General features: G+C 65.1%; 15 protein-coding genes, 1 tRNA gene and 2 pseudogenes. 7 read left to right on the top strand and 11 right to left on the bottom strand.

The features are described 5' to 3' along the window. Window positions 1-135 precede the first annotated feature (135 nt). Window positions 136-1,234, top strand: a protein-coding gene (gene prfB, locus DK874_RS11300; protein ID WP_114314124.1) for a peptide chain release factor 2 whose coding sequence is annotated in 2 segments (ribosomal slippage) — window positions 136-186 and window positions 188-1,234 — 1,098 coding nt in all. Because the reading frame shifts where the segments join, the coding sequence is not laid out codon by codon here. Between the two features lie 178 nt (window positions 1,235-1,412). Here prfB and phoU read toward each other — a convergent pair. From phoU to DK874_RS11285, 3 genes are read right to left on the bottom strand one after another with little or no spacing between them, the layout of a single operon-like run. Further along, complete coding sequence (gene phoU, locus DK874_RS11295; RefSeq protein WP_114314123.1) at window positions 1,413-2,075, bottom strand: phosphate signaling complex protein PhoU; 663 nt, start codon at window positions 2,073-2,075, stop codon at window positions 1,413-1,415. Window positions 2,076-2,089: 14 nt separating this feature from the next. Next, window positions 2,090-2,983 carry a sensor histidine kinase gene (locus tag DK874_RS11290; RefSeq protein ID WP_114314122.1) on the bottom strand — a complete coding sequence of 298 codons (894 nt, stop codon included), beginning with the start codon at window positions 2,981-2,983 and terminating at the stop codon, window positions 2,090-2,092. Beyond that, on the bottom strand, window positions 2,980-3,675 hold the full coding sequence (locus DK874_RS11285; protein ID WP_114314121.1) for a response regulator transcription factor: 696 nt from the start codon (window positions 3,673-3,675) through the stop codon (window positions 2,980-2,982). The genes DK874_RS11290 and DK874_RS11285 overlap by 4 nt, the downstream gene beginning before the upstream one ends. A gap of 91 nt (window positions 3,676-3,766) precedes the next feature. Between DK874_RS11285 and DK874_RS11280 the strand changes: the two genes are divergently transcribed. Together DK874_RS11280 and cas6 are read left to right on the top strand one after the other, a co-directional pair. Continuing rightward, window positions 3,767-3,841: transfer RNA gene (locus DK874_RS11280), tRNA-Val, on the top strand. 179 nt (window positions 3,842-4,020) lie between these two features. Then, window positions 4,021-4,755, top strand: coding sequence for a CRISPR-associated endoribonuclease Cas6 (cas6, locus tag DK874_RS11275; RefSeq protein WP_114314120.1), 735 nt, complete (start codon window positions 4,021-4,023; stop codon window positions 4,753-4,755). Between the two features lie 147 nt (window positions 4,756-4,902). On the opposite strand, the gene DK874_RS11270 is transcribed toward cas6, so the two are convergent. The 4 genes from DK874_RS11270 to DK874_RS11255 all read right to left on the bottom strand — a co-directional run bounded on the left by DK874_RS11270 (window position 4,903) and on the right by DK874_RS11255 (window position 8,659). Further along, complete coding sequence (locus DK874_RS11270; protein WP_240307672.1) at window positions 4,903-6,330, bottom strand: DUF4900 domain-containing protein; 1,428 nt, start codon at window positions 6,328-6,330, stop codon at window positions 4,903-4,905. A gap of 488 nt (window positions 6,331-6,818) precedes the next feature. Then, a complete protein-coding gene (locus tag DK874_RS11265; RefSeq protein ID WP_114314118.1) occupies window positions 6,819-7,739 on the bottom strand; it encodes a prepilin-type N-terminal cleavage/methylation domain-containing protein in 921 nt (306 codons plus the stop codon). Between the two features lie 9 nt (window positions 7,740-7,748). Next, window positions 7,749-8,240, bottom strand: a complete 492-nt coding sequence (locus tag DK874_RS11260) for a prepilin-type N-terminal cleavage/methylation domain-containing protein (RefSeq protein WP_240307670.1) — start codon at window positions 8,238-8,240, stop codon at window positions 7,749-7,751. Then, window positions 8,237-8,659, bottom strand: coding sequence for a pilus assembly FimT family protein (locus tag DK874_RS11255; RefSeq protein ID WP_114314117.1), 423 nt, complete (start codon window positions 8,657-8,659; stop codon window positions 8,237-8,239). Before DK874_RS11255 ends, DK874_RS11260 begins: the two co-directional genes overlap by 4 nt. 239 nt (window positions 8,660-8,898) lie before the next feature. On the opposite strand from DK874_RS11255, the pseudogene DK874_RS11250 reads away from it, so the two are divergent. Then, window positions 8,899-9,410 (top strand): annotated as a pseudogene (locus DK874_RS11250) (TIGR02710 family CRISPR-associated CARF protein); the annotation flags it as partial. Here DK874_RS11250 and DK874_RS11930 read toward each other — a convergent pair. From DK874_RS11930 to DK874_RS11240, 3 genes are all read right to left on the bottom strand, one after another. Further along, a complete protein-coding gene (locus DK874_RS11930) occupies window positions 9,377-9,667 on the bottom strand; it encodes an MIP/aquaporin family protein (RefSeq protein ID WP_240307673.1) in 291 nt (96 codons plus the stop codon). The pseudogene DK874_RS11250 and the gene DK874_RS11930 overlap by 34 nt on opposite strands. A 12-nt stretch (window positions 9,668-9,679) precedes the next feature. Beyond that, window positions 9,680-9,850, bottom strand: coding sequence for an aquaporin (locus DK874_RS11925; protein WP_240307668.1), 171 nt, complete (start codon window positions 9,848-9,850; stop codon window positions 9,680-9,682). 142 nt (window positions 9,851-9,992) lie between these two features. Beyond that, window positions 9,993-11,882 carry a polyphosphate kinase gene (locus DK874_RS11240; RefSeq protein WP_114314116.1) on the bottom strand — a complete coding sequence of 630 codons (1,890 nt, stop codon included), beginning with the start codon at window positions 11,880-11,882 and terminating at the stop codon, window positions 9,993-9,995. Between DK874_RS11240 and DK874_RS11235 the strand changes: the two genes are divergently transcribed. The 3 genes from DK874_RS11235 to DK874_RS11225 are packed head-to-tail and all read left to right on the top strand — an operon-like array spanning window position 11,883 to window position 14,609. Beyond that, window positions 11,883-13,412: a Ppx/GppA family phosphatase gene (locus DK874_RS11235; protein ID WP_114314115.1), complete on the top strand. Its 1,530-nt coding sequence runs from the start codon at window positions 11,883-11,885 to the stop codon at window positions 13,410-13,412. 7 nt (window positions 13,413-13,419) lie between these two features. Continuing rightward, window positions 13,420-13,917: a SixA phosphatase family protein gene (locus DK874_RS11230; RefSeq protein WP_114314114.1), complete on the top strand. Its 498-nt coding sequence runs from the start codon at window positions 13,420-13,422 to the stop codon at window positions 13,915-13,917. Next, window positions 13,914-14,609: a CHAD domain-containing protein gene (locus DK874_RS11225; protein WP_114314113.1), complete on the top strand. Its 696-nt coding sequence runs from the start codon at window positions 13,914-13,916 to the stop codon at window positions 14,607-14,609. Before DK874_RS11230 ends, DK874_RS11225 begins: the two co-directional genes overlap by 4 nt. Before the next feature lie 48 nt (window positions 14,610-14,657). Here DK874_RS11225 and DK874_RS11220 read toward each other — a convergent pair. Further along, window positions 14,658-14,864, bottom strand: a pseudogene (locus tag DK874_RS11220) (5'/3'-nucleotidase SurE); the annotation flags it as partial. Window positions 14,865-15,096: the final 232 nt, after the last annotated feature.

Genomic DNA, 15,096 nt, shown 5'->3' with positions numbered 1-15,096 from the left:
GCGCATGGCACCCCCCTTATCTCTCATGTCTGCTAGTGGTGTCAAGTAGCAAACGAAGGGATAGCATAAAATATGCGCGTGGTAATGTAAAGGGTCCTTGTGATTCCCCGCTGAATCCCCTATACTGGGGAAGGTATGGACCTGGATCTTCTCGCCACGCGCCTGGAAAACCTCCGGGGGTATCTTTGACATCCCCGGTAAAGAAGCCCGTCTAAAGGAGTTGGAAGGGCGCCTGGAAGACCCGGCCCTTTGGCAGAACCCAGAGGAGGCCAGGGGGGTGAGCCGGGAAGCGGCCCGCTTGCGGCGCACGGTGGATACCTTCCGTTCCCTAAAGAGCGATCTGGAGGGCCTTCTGGAGCTCTGGCAGGAGTTTCCCGCAGAGGAGCGGGAGGCCTTGAGGCCCGAGCTGGAGGAGGCGGCCAGGAAGCTAGAGGACCTTTACCACGAAACCCTCCTCTCCTTCCCCCATGCGGAGAAGAACGCCATCCTCACCATCCAGCCCGGGGCAGGGGGCACGGAGGCCTGCGACTGGGCGGAGATGCTCCTCCGGATGTACACCCGCTTCGCTGAGCGCCAGGGCTTTGGGGTGGAGGTGGTGGACCTAACCCCGGGGGCGGAGGCGGGCATCGACTACGCCCAGATCATCGTCCGGGGGGAGAACGCCTATGGCCTCCTCGCCCCTGAGGCGGGGGTCCACCGCCTGGTGCGCCCCTCCCCCTTTGATGCCTCGGGGCGCCGCCACACCTCCTTTGCCGGGGTGGAGGTGATGCCCGAGGTGGACGACACCGTGGAGGTGGTGATCCGGCCCGAGGACCTGCGCATTGACGTGTTCCGCTCCCAGGGGCACGGCGGCCAGGGGGTAAACACCACGGATAGCGCGGTGCGCATCGTTCACCTGCCCACGGGGATCACCGTCACCAGCCAGGCCACCCGGAGCCAGATCAAGAACAAGGAGCTGGCCATGAAGGTGCTCCGCTCCCGCCTTTTTGAGCTGGAGTGGAAGAAGAAGCAGGAGGAGCTCAGGAAGCTCCGGGGGGAGGTGCGGCCTATTGAGTGGGGAAGCCAGATCCGGAGCTACGTCCTGGACAAGCAGTACGTGAAGGACCACCGCACGGGCCTCATGCGCTTTGACCCCCAGAACGTCCTGGATGGGGACCTCCTGGACCTCATCTGGGCGGGGCTGGAGTGGAAGGCGGGCCGGCGCCAGGCGGTGGAGGAGGGGGAGGCCGACTAGGCCTCCTTGCGGCCCTCTCCCAGGGCTTTGCGCAGGAGTTCCCGAAGGAGCGCCTCCTCCTTCTCGCCCGAGGTCTTTCGTGGGTGGAACCTCGGCCTCGGTGAGGGCTTCCCCCCTTCTCGAGGCGGGTTTCCAGGGCCGCCCCCTCCTCGGGGGTCAGCGGCGGGCCCCGGCCCTCCTAGTAGACGTCCTCAGGGGTCTTGTAGACCTCCCCGGTGAGCCAGTAGATGACCCTTTCCGCCACGTTTTCCAGATGGTCCCCCAGGCGCTCGTAGCTGCGGGCCACCCGCATGAGGGTCAGGGCCTTGGTGAGGGTACGGGGGTCTTCCATCATGTAGGTGACCAGCTCCCGGGTGACCTCCTCATACAGGCCGTCCACCTGGTCGTCCATGGCCAGGACCTGGCGGGCCAGGGAGGGGTCCCTTTCCGCCATCGCCCGGCCCAGGGTGTCCATCATCTCCAGGAGCCGTTTGGCCATCTCCTGGAGGATCACGTAGCGCTTAAGGGGGGGGTCTTGGGCCAGCAACAAGGCGTCTTCGGCCACGTGCATGGCGTAGTCCCCGGCCCGCTCCAAATCGGTGAGGGCCTTGATGACCGTGAAGATGAGGCGCAGGTCCGAGGCCACCGGCTGGTGCCGGGCGATGATGGTGACGGCCTGGTTTTCAATCCTCAGTTCCAGGGCGTCCACCTCCTGGTCCTTGGCGATCACGCCCTCCGCCTTGGCGCGGTTTCCCTCCGCCAGGGCCTCCGTGGCCTCCTGGGTCATCTGCCGTACCAAGGAGAGCATCCTGAGGGTTTCCTCCAGCAACTCGTTCAAGGCTTTATCCAGTACTTCGCGCATGCTGCCTCCTTGCCTCAGTTTAGGGGAAGGCGGACGCCGAAAACGTTCTCCGCCCCCTCCCTTTGGGCATAAGCCTCTCCGCCCAGGCCCTGGGCGATGCGGCGCACCAGGTAGAGCCCCAGGCCCTGCCCGGCTCCACCCTGGAACCCCCGGTGACGGGGAAGGAAAAGGGCTTGGTAGTCGGGGAGTCCGGGCCCCTGGTCGCGCACCTCCACAAAAAGGCGCCCTCCTTCCTCCCGGGAGAGGAGGCGGATGGGATCGCGGCCATACTTGAGGGCGTTGTCCAGAAGGTTGAGGAGGATCTGGAAGAGGGCCTCGGGGTCGGTGTGGAGGGTGTGGGGGAGGCTCACCTCCACCCGCCTTCCTCTTAGCCGTTCCCCCAGGAGCTTTTCCAGACGGGGCCAAAGCTCCTCCAGAAGGAAGGTGCGCCTGGGGCCGGGTTGGGTAAGGGAAAGGTCCCGCACCAAACGGGAAAGGCGGGCCACTTCCCCCTTAAGGAGGTCCAACACCTCCCTTTCCTGGGGGGTGTGGGGGGTAAGGGCCTCGAGGAGGGGCCCCATCCCCGCCAGGGGGGTGCGGAGCTCGTGGGCCAGGGCCTGGGTGGCTTCCTCAAGGGCCATTAGGCGCCGGTGTAGTTCCGTCTCGTCCAGGAGGTAGAGCCTGCCGGGAAGGGCCCTCACCCTCAGGGTGCGGCCCCGCACCCCCAGGGTGCGCTCCCCTCCGTGGAGGGCCAGGGCCTCGAGGCGGTGGTCGCGAAGGGCCAAAAGAAGGGGGCGGCCCACCACCTTTTTCCGGCTCGCCTGCAAAAGCTCCTCCGCCTTGGGGTTCAGGTAGAGGACCTGCCTATCCCGGTGCAGGACCAAACCCTCCAGGGCCTCCTCCCAGGCCTCGGCCAGAAGCTCCTTCACCCTTCCCCCTGGTTGGGCCCCGCCGGGACCTCCTTGAACCGGTACCCCATGCCCCGCACGGTTTCCAGAAAGCGAGGGGCCTTGGGGTCCTCCCCCAGCTTTTCCCGGAGCTGGAGCACGTGCTGGTCCACGGTCCGGGGGGTGCCCAGGTAGTCGTGGCCCCATACCGCTTCCAGGAGCTCCTCCCGGGAGTAGACCCGGCCTGGGCGCTGGGCCAGGAAGGCCAAGAGCTCAAACTCCCGCCGGGTGAAGGGTAGGGGCTTTCCGTCCAGGCTGGCCTCCTTGCGCTCCAGGTCCAGGAGAAGGGGCCCGCGCCGGAGCACCTTCCGCTTGCCCGAGCGCCGCAGGAGGGCCTCGAGGCGGGCCAAAAGCTCCTCCACGGCAAAGGGCTTGACCAGGTAGTCGTCGGCCCCGCGGGAAAGCCCCTCCACCCGATCCCGCACCTCGGCCCGGGCGGTGAGCATGAGGACGGGAAGGTCGGGGTAGGCTCCTTGGCGCATGCGCTCCAGGAGCCGGGTGCCGGGTTCGTCGGGAAGCATCCAGTCCAGGACCACGGCTTCGGCCTCCCGCAACCTTGGCCAGGCTTCCTTTGAGGTGGCGGCTTCCAGCACCCTGTGCCCAGCCTTCTCCAGGGCCAGCCTCACCCCTAGCCGCACCGCAGGCTCGTCCTCCACCACCAGGACCGTGGCCACGACCTTAGTGTAGCCGGGGCCTTGTCAGAGAGAGGTCAAGGCCTTTGCTTGACAGGCCTCCTGGGCCCGTGCTACCCTGCAAAAGGCTTGGGGGCGGCTAGCTCAGCGGAAGAGCGCTCGCCTCACACGCGAGAGGTCGTAGGTTCAAGTCCTACGCCGCCCACCACGATGGGAAGCGGAAAAACCCGGGAACACACCCCGGGTTTTCTGTTTTTCGCCCCGATACGCTGGTTTGGCCCTTCTCCCGCTCCTGAAGGCCTTCAAGCGGGACGATGCCCTCGAGGAGCCCGGATGTGGGCTTGGTCCAGGCTAGGCAAGGGGACGGGAAATGGGTAAAACGTGGGCATGGTGCTGGCCGCTGTGGTCTTGGAGTTGGAAGGGGAGGCCCTTCCCGAGGCTTCGGGCCTGAGGGGCTTCTTCTACCGCCTTGTGCGGGAGGTGGCCCCCGAGGTGCACGACCTAGGGGAAAACCCCTTTAGCCTGGGCTTTGGGGGAGGGGAGAGGGGTTACTGGGCCCGCATCGCCCTCCTTCGGGAGGAGCTTTACGCCAAGCTGTCCCCCAGGCTTTTTGCCCTGGAGGGCCAGTCAGTCCGCCTGGGCAGGCCCTTCCGGGTAAAGGCGGTGGTGCAGGAGGGCCATCCTTGGGCGGGCCTCACCACCTACCCCCGGCTATTCCGGGCCCCTGAGGGGCCCGACCTCCCCTTGCGCTTCTTTAGCCCCACCTTCTTCCGCCGCAAGGGGGTGCACTACCCCCTTCCCGAGCCCCGGTTGGTGCTGGAAAGCCTCCTGAGGCGCCTGGAAGGGCTTGCCGACCTCCCGGCCCCGGAGGAGGTGCGGGAAGCCCTTTTGGAAGGGACCACGGTGCGCTGGTTTGAGGGGAAGACGGTGCGGGCCGAGGCGGAGGTGGAGGCGGTGGGGTTCGTGGGCCGGGTGGTCTACCACCTGCCTAAGGCCACGGAGGAGGAGCTCTCCTGGCTTTGGGCCCTGGGGCGGTTTGCCTTCTATGCCGGGGTGGGGGCTAAGACCGCTTTGGGGTATGGGAGGGTGAAGCTGTTTTCCCACCAGGCAGGAAGGGACTAGCCTCTCTGAGGCAGGTGGGTCCAGCTGCACGCTAGAGGCTCGGAGGGGTCAGGGTGGAGGTGCTGAGACTCTATCCAAACCCAATATTCAAAGGGAAACCCCAGGGATGGTCTGCGAGCTGGTCCTTTCCCAGGATATGGGAGGCTTTCAGTACACCTGCTCCCTCTGTCCGTAACTGAAAGCCACCACGTTGATCACTTGGTCTAGGCCGGTTGTGGGAAAGTAGGGGGGAGCCAACCCTTGGAGGAAGCGTCGGTCGTAGGTGAACGCACGGCCGTAACCAGTGTTGTTTTGTCCTGTCTGGGGGTTAAAAGTTCCGAAGGCGCCGTAATATTTCTCGATGATACCCCCGATAAGGTATACACTTCCCTTTTCGGGAATGGAGTTGTAGTTTTCGACCTGCACCACACCTTTGGCGCTCATAAAGGAACCGTGAAGGTGCAGGTTCCGGGGGGCATTTTGGGAGATGAGCACGTCGCCATCCTGGCTGTAGACTCCCAGCACGTTTTGCGCAGAGAGATTGTCGCAGGTGGCCGGGGAAACCGTGCCGTTGGGGTTACGGGTGGGTGTGCCTGTACACGGGGGATTTTCGTACTTGAGGTCCCCGGTGATCCTGATGGTGGAGGAGGCCGCCACCGTGATCTGGGCAAACTCCGCCAGGGCAGGGCTGGCAGTGTTGGGGTTATTGGGGTTTGTACGGGGCGGTCCTGAAAGGCTTTGGATTGCTCTATCGCTAAAGATGACGCCGTTAAAGTAGACATCCGAGCCATTCCGTTGCACGGGTTGCCAGGAAGCCGTATTGTTCTGCACTACCCTCCTGTAGAGCTTACCATCCGCTCCATACCGGTAGGTCCCAGAAGCGGTTTGGGAACAGTTGTTGTTGGCGCAGTAGCTGACGCTAATGTACTGGAACTTGGTCACGCCGGTGGGTAGGGGTATAGTGCATGGTACCTCAAGGTTAGTGAGGCTATCCACGCATTTGCGCTCTAGGGTGAGGTTCTGGATCGTTGTCTGGAAGTAGAGCCCAGCGGTTTGGGCAACGGTTTTCTGGGCTTGGTTGCTCGCAGGGAGGGGAATAAAGGCGGAGCCCCAATCCACGCCGGCGGTGAACTCGGGAGCATGGGTGCCGTAGGCGTTGGTGTAGGAGGGAGCGTTGGCGCTGGGTTGCATGTTGCTGGCCTGAACCAGGCCGTTCCTGTTCACCCCATAGAAATATGCCCCCGGACGAGTTTGACCAGAGCAAGCGGAGTCGCCTGGGTTGGTGCATCCGGCGCTGGTCACTTCCCCACCAAACCACGGCCTACGGTAGAAGCGGAAATGGCTGTTGGTGTGCACGGGCCCATCAAAGAGGGTTCGGTCGGTGAACCATACATCCGTGCCCCCGGGGAGGGTGTGGATGTGGGTGAAAAGGGCCCAGCGGGAAAAGCTTGCTCTGCCCACGGTGAAGCGATACTCCCCGTGGAGGACCACATTCCGGCGATAAGTCCCCATGGTGGCCTGGGCAACCATCACAAAGGGCAAGGCGTAGGTTTGGGACACCCCGCTGGAGGCCACAACCCGGGGATTCCCTTCCACAAACCGGCCAGGCGGTAGCATGCTACCCGGGGGAAGACTTTGTCCACAGGCGGTAGCGGTAAAGTGAATCCGCAAGGAGACCGTAGCGCTGGCGGCGTCTGGGGCTAGGTTCCGTGGGCTTCCATTTGGGCACAAGAGGGCATCCACTTGGCCTTGGAGGCTGGAAGCCACCGTGGCCAGCTGCTGCGCTACAACCGCTGGATCCGGTTGCTGGCCTGTTGCGCAGTTGGTGTTCCCACCAAAGGCCCAGCAGCTGGTGGAGCTGGCAAGCTGTCTAACAATGGTGTTCAGCGTTTCGCGAGCCTTGGTGCTGAGGAAGGTACCTCCCACATTGGCAGCCCCGCGGGCCAGAAGTAAAGTCTGCACGATGACCTGGTCCTGCCCGCTATGCCGGACTTCTCCCACGGTCCTGAGGAAGAGCAACGTGCCGATCCCCGAAACCACAAGAATGCTGGCTAGAGCGATGATCAGGGCAATACCCTTCCTATTCATGGGTTACCACCTCCTCGGCTGCAAGGCAGTATCCTCCTTACCGTGTACTGGGTATTGGAGGCTAGGTCCACCACGCTGGTGTAGGTGCGCTCCATATTCCTTCCCCGCGAGGGGAAGGCTGCCGAAAGGGTCAGCGCCAAGCGTTTTAGGGTGTAGGTCCTTCCTGAGTCCTGTACCTGATAGGGAGGCGCTGCCGCAGGTTGGTCATAGGGGTATCCAGGTGGGTCGATGCGGATATCTTGGCTGGCATCCTCGTACACGTAGCCGATGCGGAAGCTGGAAAGGTCGAAGGCTACTGGTATTTCCGCCCCAGCCCCTTCCCTGTATACCAGCTCCTTCGTTTGCCGGTCAAAGCGGAATCCCAGGGTGCGCACGCGAAAGAGCAAGGTGTTAGGTGTGTAATCGATGGTATTCCCGCATCCCGCATGGACCACGTGCCACCGGTTGGCTTGCCCGCCAACGGGGTTCACCTGAGTGACGGGCAGGATCACCCCGTCCCCATTGGCGTTCACCATCAAGACGTAGTCCCCATCTGCGATGCCGATTTGGCTTGCCGACGCGGCCAGGACCACGATCTTGGCCTCAGCGGCGTTCTTGAAGCTGGCGTTACTCCCGCTGTCGTGGGGTAGGACGGGATAGCCCGCCCCCCCGTCGATGAGGGCGAAGGAGATGCTCTGGCGCCCGGTGGGGTAGGGTGTGGAAGCCAAGCCGCCAAATACCGCGCTCCTCAAGTCCTGGGTGAAGACCTCCACGATGCGACGTAGCTTTGCCTGGGCACTGACGCTGGCGTCCAAGTCGGAGCGCACCTGCATGAACTGCACCATGCCACCATAGGCGATGGCCATGAGAGTGCCCAGGATCAGCAAGGCCAGGAGCAGTTCCAGAAGGGTTAATCCCAAACGGCCTTTCCAGCTCATGGTCTCACCTCAGTTGAGCCCCTCCAGTACAGGGGGATTCGTGCTTCCGCTGGAGGGAGGGGCTGATAGGGTCTGTCCAGTGGCACAGAATTCCTGTCCCGCCCGTTGCCAGCAGACCTCGATGCGGTAACGGTGTATGTCCACCCCCAGGGTGCTGTTCCAAGGGGGAGGACCAAGGTTTTCAATGGTCACCCGGTATAGATCTGGATTGGCAAAGTGGAGTTCATTGGGTAGGTCAGGGAAGTTCTGCCGTAGGGTTCCATACTCGAACTGGAGGGTGGGATTGGCCAGGAGTGAGGTTTCGCCTCCCACAATGCGCCTTCCCATGTAGTTCAGGATTTGAACCGCCTGGGTCCTTGAGCCCGCCACGGAAGTCTGCTGGAGGCTGGAAATTAGGGTGGCGTTCAGGGCCAGCATGACCACGCTGAGGAGGGCGATGGACAGCAACACCTCCAGAAGGGTTAGACCCAACCTTTGGGTGTGGCCTTTCATTTCTTTCATGGCGATACCTTCACCTCCCCAATGAGGGAAACCCTATACGTGTAGCTACGGGGTCCGATGGTTACCGTAAAGGCGACAGGGGCTGAGAGTATACCCCCTGACGGGCTTTCCACCTTGCCTGGAGGGGTAAAGCGCAAGATATCCCCATCACTAAGGGAAAGGTTGACCTCCTGGGGGATATCCAAACGTCGTAGGACTTGGTTGCCACGCCGAATTTCTAACCGATTGCCTTGCCGGGAAAGGATCAGGGTTTCTCCGCGGCTTGCCGCTTCGGTGGCCCCTTGCCAGAACAGGCCTTGCAGGGACCTCAGAAAGGCCGCCTGCTCCTGGGAAAGAAGCATTTGCCTCCCATTCAAAGCGGCGATGGATAGGGCCACCGCTATTATAGCGATCACCACCAGGAGCTCTGTTAACGACATGCCCTTTGTCGTTCCCAAAGTTTCCACCCCCTGCCTGGTTTCAGGCTACTCCATGGGGGCCAGGGTTGCCTCCCCCAAATGGGGGATCAGGGAGATCACAGGGAGAGGTATGCCCCTCCTCCCCGTACCGCACTTCCCTGGTGCCCCAGAACTTGCCAGGGACATAAGGTGCCAAACTTCCAGCCTGCCTTCCCCAGGGCCCGGTACTTCCCGCCGTCCGGGACAGGCGTAATAGTGCTATGAAGACCTTGATCCTTGCCGTGGGCACCCACCATCCGGACCCCCCTGGAGGAGGCCCCGGCCCAGCACACCCCAGAGGAGGTGGTCTTCCTGACCAGCCAGCAGACCCTGCCCGTGGCCGCCGACCTCATCCGGGACTACGGGGAGGCCTTCCGCCACCACACCCTCCTCCTGGAGGATGCGGAAAGCCTCCTCGAGGCCTACCAGGTGGCCCTGAAGGCCCTGCGCAAGGCGCTGGAATGAGAGGCCAGCGCCATCGTGGCCGACCTCACGGGGGGGACCAAGCCCATGGCGGCGGGCCTCATTCTGGCCCTAAGCGGGCGGGGGGTGCTGTTCAGCTACGTGGGGGGGGGAAGGCCGGGACACGGAAACGGGCCGGGTCCTGCCGGGTAGGGAGCGGCTTCACCTCCTGGAGGACCCCACCAGCCGCCCTGGCCTCAGGGAGTGGGCGGGGTTTGTAAGGGCCTGGAATGGGCTCTACCTGGGCATGGCCCTGGCAGTGGCGGAGGCCTGGGGGGCTGGGTCGCAGGTGGAATTCAGGGTGAAGCCCCCGGTGCTTCCCAACCCGTACCCCACCGCGGCCACGGTGAGGGCCAGCCAGAGGGCCACGATGCGCCCGTCCTTCCCTGCGGCCAGGATCACGCTCATGAGGGCGAAGGTGCCCAGGGTTTCCGCCACCGCCGGGCCAGTCCGGGCGTAAAGGGCTTCGGGTTCCGTGCGCAAAAAGCCGGGTCCTGCGCTGAACACGTTGGGCCTCCCCTGGGCCATGAGGCCTTCCCGCTAGGCGAGGAAGTCCCCCAAGGCGCCCAGAAACCCACTCAGAAACTGGGCTACCAGGTATAAGGGCACAAGACGCCAGGGGAGAAGGTGGCCTTCAACCAGGGCCAGGGTGACCGCGGGGTTGGGATGGGCCCCTGCCCCTGAGAGGGGGATGCTGGCCAGCACCCCCACCAGCGCCCCTAGGCCCGAGCCTCAGGCCAGGGCGTTGTAGCCGTAGGTTCCCGGGGAAAGCCGGAGTGCGAGAACGGCATTGGCGGCTTTCCCCTGTGGGGAGGGCCAGAAGAGCGGTCCTCAACACTTCCCTGCAAACCCTCTACCAGCGATGCGCATCATGGTGGCCTCCCCAAAGCACCTTCTCGCCCTTTGGGGTGAGGAGGAAGCTGTTGCGATCATCCCGGATCTGGCGCTTGAGAACCCTGAGCACCTTTTTTTTAGCCTCCTTGTCCAGGACGGGGAAGAGGAGTTCAAACCGGCTTTGGAAGTTCCGAGGCATGGCGTCGGCGCTGGTGAGGTAAACCTTCCAGGCTCCGCCTCCCCGGAAGGCGGCCACCCGGGCGTGCTCCAGGAAGCGCCCCACCAGGCTCTTGGCCCGGAAGGCGGGGTGGAGGAGGGTGAGGGTGCTCCGCACCAGGAGGTCCACCCGGGCCCCTGCCTCGGCGGCCTGGACCAGGGCCTTCAGGACCATGGGGTCTGTGAGGTGGTTAAACTTCAGGATGACCCGTCCTTGGGGATGAGCCTCCTTGGCGATTTCCTCCAGCAGGAGGTTGCGGATGCCCTCCCCGGTGCGGAGGAGGGAGAGGGCGGGAGAAGGTTTCAGGGGTGTTTCCAAGCCCGGGGCCTGGCCGGGTTGCCCTCGGACCAGCCCGCCTGGGGGAAGGCTGGCCCGCATGGCCTGGAAGAAGGCGTGCACCTCCCGCACCACCTCGAGGCGCCCCGTGAAAAGGGAGAAGTCGGTGTAGAGGCGCCCGTTTTGCGGGTTGTAGTTGCCCGTCCCCAGGTGGGCGTACCCCTTTCCCTGGCGGGTGAGGAGCAGGAGGGCCTTGGCGTGCACCTTGCGCTCGGGTAGGGGAAGGACCTCCACCCCTGCTCGGAGGAAGTGCAGGTACCAGTGGAGGTTCAAAAGCTCGTCAAAGCGGGCCCGTCCCTCGAGGAGCACGTGCACCCGTTTTCCCGCCCGCGCCGCCTGGATGAGGGCCTCGGCCAAGGGGTTCGTCTCCCCGATGCGGTAGAGGGTGGCCCAGACCTCCGTCACCTCGGGGGAGAGGGCCTCCTGGGCGAAGCGTTCCACGGCGGCGTAGTCGGCGAAGGGGTGGTAAAGGAGGAGGTCCTTGCGCTCCAGGTGGGCCAGGGGCTTTTTCAGGAAGCCCCGGGGCCGCTCGGGTTTGAGGGGGGGGAAGAGCCACGCCTTGGGCCCCTCGGCCACCAGCCTTTCCACCAAGGTGAGGTTCAGGGGTGGGGGCAGAAGAAAAACCTCTTCCGGGAGGAGCTCCAGGGTCCGCCGGAGCCCCTCAAGCCAGGCTTCGGGGAAGCCTTCCTCCGCCACCAGCAAGGTGGCCACGCCCTCCTGGCGTCCCTCCAGGGACTGGGCCAGTTCGTCCCAGTCCGCCCGGGCCCGCTCGCTTTCCAGAAGGCGGAGCACCCTGAGCTCGTAAAGGGGGGAGGGCTCGGGCAGAAAGAGGTCGCTTCGGGCCCGCATCAGGGCCCCCAGGCGTACGTAGGCCCCTTCCCGTCCGGGTACGGGGAGAAGCCGGGGAAGGTCCTGGGGAAGGCGCACCAGGTAGTCCTCCGAGGCGAAGTAGAGGGCCCCGTGGGAAAGGTCGGAGGCGGCCTCCCAGGGGATGAGGTCGGTGCGGGGGGCCACCACCTCCGCCAGGTAGACCCGGAAGTAGAGCCAGTCTTCCTCGTCCAGATCCTTGGGCTCCAGGACCTGGAGGTGGGGGTGGGCTTCCCCAAGCAGGGCCTGGTAGCGCTGGCAGGCCAACCTGGCCTGGGCGTGGGCTTCCTCCAGCAAGGCCCGGTGGTCCTGGCTTCCCCGCTTTTCCCAAAAAGGCTTGGCGATGCGGGCGGCGAAGAACTCGTCCAGATTGCGGTTCCAGATGGCGAGAAAGCGCATCCTCTCCAGAAGGGGGAAATCGGGTCTTTCTGTCTGCAGGAGGACCCGGCGGTTAAACTGTAGCCAGCTGGCCTCGGGTAGGAGGTGCATTTGTTAAAGATTACGCCCGAAGAAGGTCAGAACGCGGTCAAGACCCGTTCCCTGGCCATCATGGACCTGGGCTCGGGTACCTTCCGCCTGGTGGTGTACGAATATGAGCCCGGCTTTTCCTTTCACCTGGCGGACGAGTTAAGGGAGCCCGTGGCCCTGGGGGAGGGGCTTGCCCGGGGGCGGATCCACCCCCAGGCCTTGGAGCGGGGGAAGAAAGCCCTCAGGGCTTTTGCCGATTTTCTCAGGGCGGTAGCCCCCGAGGAGGTGCGCATCCTGGCCACCAGCGCCATCCGGGATAGCGAAAACGGCCGGGAGATTCTGGAGGAGGCCCTGGCCCTGGGGCTTTCCCCAAAGCTCCTTTCCGGGGAGGAGGAGGCCCAGCTGGGGGTCTTGGCGGTGGCCAATGCCCTCTTCCTGGAGGAGGCGCTGGTGGTGGACCAGGGTGGGGGGAGCGCCCAGGTTTCCCGCATGCAGGGACGCCGCTTCCTTTGGGGTACGGCCCTTCCCCTGGGGGCGTTGCGCCTCACGGAGGCCTTCTCGGTCTCCGATCCCCCCGCCAAGGCGGAGGTAAAGGCCCTGGAGCGGGCGGTGGCCTCCCACCTCGAGGCCCTCCCCCTGGAGCCCAGCCTGCCCCTGGTGGGCTTGGGGGGGAATGTCCGGGCGGTGGCGCGGTTGCACCAGAAGAGGCGGGGCTACCCCCTGGACTTCGTACACGGCTACTACCTCCCTCGGGAGGGGGTGGAGGAGCTTTACGAGGACGTGCTGAGCCTCAGCTTGAAGGCCCGATCGGAACTTCCCGGCCTCCAGCCGGACCGGGCCAAGACCCTCCCCGCCACCTTGGCCTTCCTCCGCACCCTCCTGCGCCACACCCGGGCTCCGGGCCTTTGGCTGAGCGGGATGGGAATCCGGGAAGGGGTGCTCTTCCAGCACCTCCTGTCCCCACCCCACCTCCTCCCCGATCCCCGGGCCTTTGCCGTGGAAAACCTGTTCCGCCGCTACCCTTTCCGGGCGGACCACCGGGATCGGGTGAAGGCCTTGGCCCTGGCCCTGTACCGGGGCCTTTCCCCCCTCCACGGCTATGGGCAGGAGGAGGAGCGCCTTCTCCTGGAGGCTGCCCACCTCCACGACATCGGCATGCACCTGGGCTACCACGAACACCATAAGCACGGGGCCTACCTGGCCCTTTCCGAGCCCCTTTTGGGCATGCCTCATCGGGAGCAGGCCCTCTTGGCCCTCCTGGTGCGCTACCACCGGCGGGGGAAGCCCTCATTGGGAGGCTACCGGGGCCTCATGGCCCGGGGGGATGGCAAGAGGCTTCTGCGCCTGGCAAGCCTCCTCCGGCTGGCGGAGATGCTGGAGCGCACCCGTTCGGGCCGGGTGAAGGGGGTGGGGGTGGAGTTGGGGGAGAGGGTGCGCCTGATCCTGGAGGCGGAGGAGGACCCCTGGGTGGAGCGCCTGGAGGCGGAAAAACAAGGGGGGCTTTTCCAGGAGGCCTTTGGGCTTCCCCTCGAGGTGGTGTGGAGGGGATAATGGTGGAATGGAACTCCTCTTGGTGCGGCATGCCCTGGCCTTGCCCCCCGAGGGGGAGGGGGAGGAGGCGGACGACCGCCGCCCCTTGGCCCCCAAGGGGGTGCGGCGGTTCCGTAAGGTGGTGCGGGGCCTTTTGGGGCTTGGGGTGGAGCTGGATCTGATCCTCACCAGCCCCAAGAGGCGGGCGGTGGAGACCGCCGAACTTCTTACTGACCTCCTGGAAGGGGAGGTTCGCGTAACCCCCCACCTGGCGGCACCGCCCTCGGAGGCCCTTCTGGCCGAGGTCCCCCGCGAGGGCCGGGTGGCCTTGGTGGGGCACGAGCCCTACCTCTCCGCCCTCCTGGCCTGGCTCCTCCTGGGCGACTTTGCTGGTGCTTCGGCCCGGGAGGCCCTGGGGGCCCGCTTTGCCCTGAAGAAGGGAGGGGTGGCCTGGCTGGAGGGCCAAGCGGTGCCTGGAGGGATGGCCCTCAAGGCCCTTCTGCCGCCCAAGGTCTTCCGCCTGTGAAGGACGCCCGAACCTGGACGGAACACCTTAGGGCCCACATCCCCCAAGCCCTCCTTGGGGAGGACCCCGAGGGGGTGCACCAGGTGCGGGTAGCCGCCCGGAGGCTCAGGGCGTACTTGGACCTGCTGGGCTTCAGGGTGCTCCAGGACGACCTCAAGCGCCTCCTGAGGGGCACGGGGCGGGTGCGGGACCTGGAGGTGGCCCTGGCGAGGGAGGCTTTGCCCCAGGGCTTCCGGGCTTTCCTGGAAAGAAAACTGCAGGAGGCCCGTGGCCGCCTTCCGGAGCTCCTCGCCTCCCCTTGGACCGAGGCCCTGCTTAGGGCCCTGCTTGCCCTACCCCCTTTGGAAAAGAAGGCGGCCTATAAGGGGCTTTCCCGCATGCGGAAGCGCCTTGCTAGGCGCCTTAAGGCCCTGAGGGACACCCCCTCCCCCGAGGCCCTTCACGCCTACCGACGGGCCCTACGACGCCTGCGCTACGCCAAGGAGTTCCTGGGGCTATCCACCCGGGAGGAGCGAAGGCTCCAGGAGGAGCTGGGGGCTCTCCAGGACCTGGGGGTGCTCCTGGGGCTACTGGGGGAGTACCTCCTGGAGGAACCCGAAGGGGAGGCGGCCGCCCTGGCCCAGGTCCTGAGGGAGGAGATGGAGAGGAAGGCGGCTGCCCTGCACCAGCTCCTGGCCCCAGGGGAGGGCTAGCAACCCCTGCCCATGGCGGAAAACCCTCCTTGGATAAACCTGAGGACGCTAATCATGGGCCAGGGCCGGTTGTGGCCGGGCCTCGTCGGTGAGGTCCAGCCTCAGGGGGTTGGCGGCGATGAACCCCTGCTCCACGGCCCAGCGGTCTGTGCCCTCCTCCGCCTCCTTCAGGGGCCTGGCGGCGAACCAGTAGAGGGGGCGGTCCAGGGGGTCCTCCCCCTCCACCACCACCCCCTCGTAGGCCTGCACAGGTTGGGCGATGGCGATGGCGTGGCCCACCCTGCTTTGCTCCATGTCCGGGGCCGCCACATAGACCTCGCCAAAGCCGCTTGCCGCCTCTGCCAAAGCCCAGGGCGGAAGACGCCGTCGTCATCGTTACCAGTGCCCTCATCCCCCTACCCTAAGGGGCCCATGTCAGCGGACCAGAGGGGGAGTGGGGGAGCTATAATCCCCCGGTTTGCAAGATAGCCCTACGGGCTGACCAAAC

It is taken from the genome of Thermus caldifontis (genome assembly GCF_003336745.1).
In the GTDB taxonomy this organism is placed as follows: domain Bacteria; phylum Deinococcota; class Deinococci; order Deinococcales; family Thermaceae; genus Thermus; species Thermus caldifontis.
This window is presented reverse-complemented; position numbering and strand designations above follow the sequence as displayed.

What these genes read in the sequence shown, in the direction of transcription:
- phoU (WP_114314123.1), bottom strand. Translation starts at nt 2,075, where the DNA reads ATGCGCGAAGTACTGGATAAAGCCTTGAACGAGTTGCTGGAGGAAACC.
- DK874_RS11265 (WP_114314118.1), bottom strand. Translation starts at nt 7,739, where the DNA reads ATGAGCTGGAAAGGCCGTTTGGGATTAACCCTTCTGGAACTGCTCCTG.
- DK874_RS11240 (WP_114314116.1), bottom strand. Translation starts at nt 11,882, where the DNA reads ATGCACCTCCTACCCGAGGCCAGCTGGCTACAGTTTAACCGCCGGGTC.
- DK874_RS11255 (WP_114314117.1), bottom strand. Translation starts at nt 8,659, where the DNA reads ATGTCGTTAACAGAGCTCCTGGTGGTGATCGCTATAATAGCGGTGGCC.
- cas6 (WP_114314120.1), top strand. Translation starts at nt 4,021, where the DNA reads ATGGTGCTGGCCGCTGTGGTCTTGGAGTTGGAAGGGGAGGCCCTTCCC.
- DK874_RS11230 (WP_114314114.1), top strand. Translation starts at nt 13,420, where the DNA reads ATGGAACTCCTCTTGGTGCGGCATGCCCTGGCCTTGCCCCCCGAGGGG.
- DK874_RS11930 (WP_240307673.1), bottom strand. Translation starts at nt 9,667, where the DNA reads ATGGCCCAGGGGAGGCCCAACGTGTTCAGCGCAGGACCCGGCTTTTTG.
- DK874_RS11260 (WP_240307670.1), bottom strand. Translation starts at nt 8,240, where the DNA reads ATGAAAGAAATGAAAGGCCACACCCAAAGGTTGGGTCTAACCCTTCTG.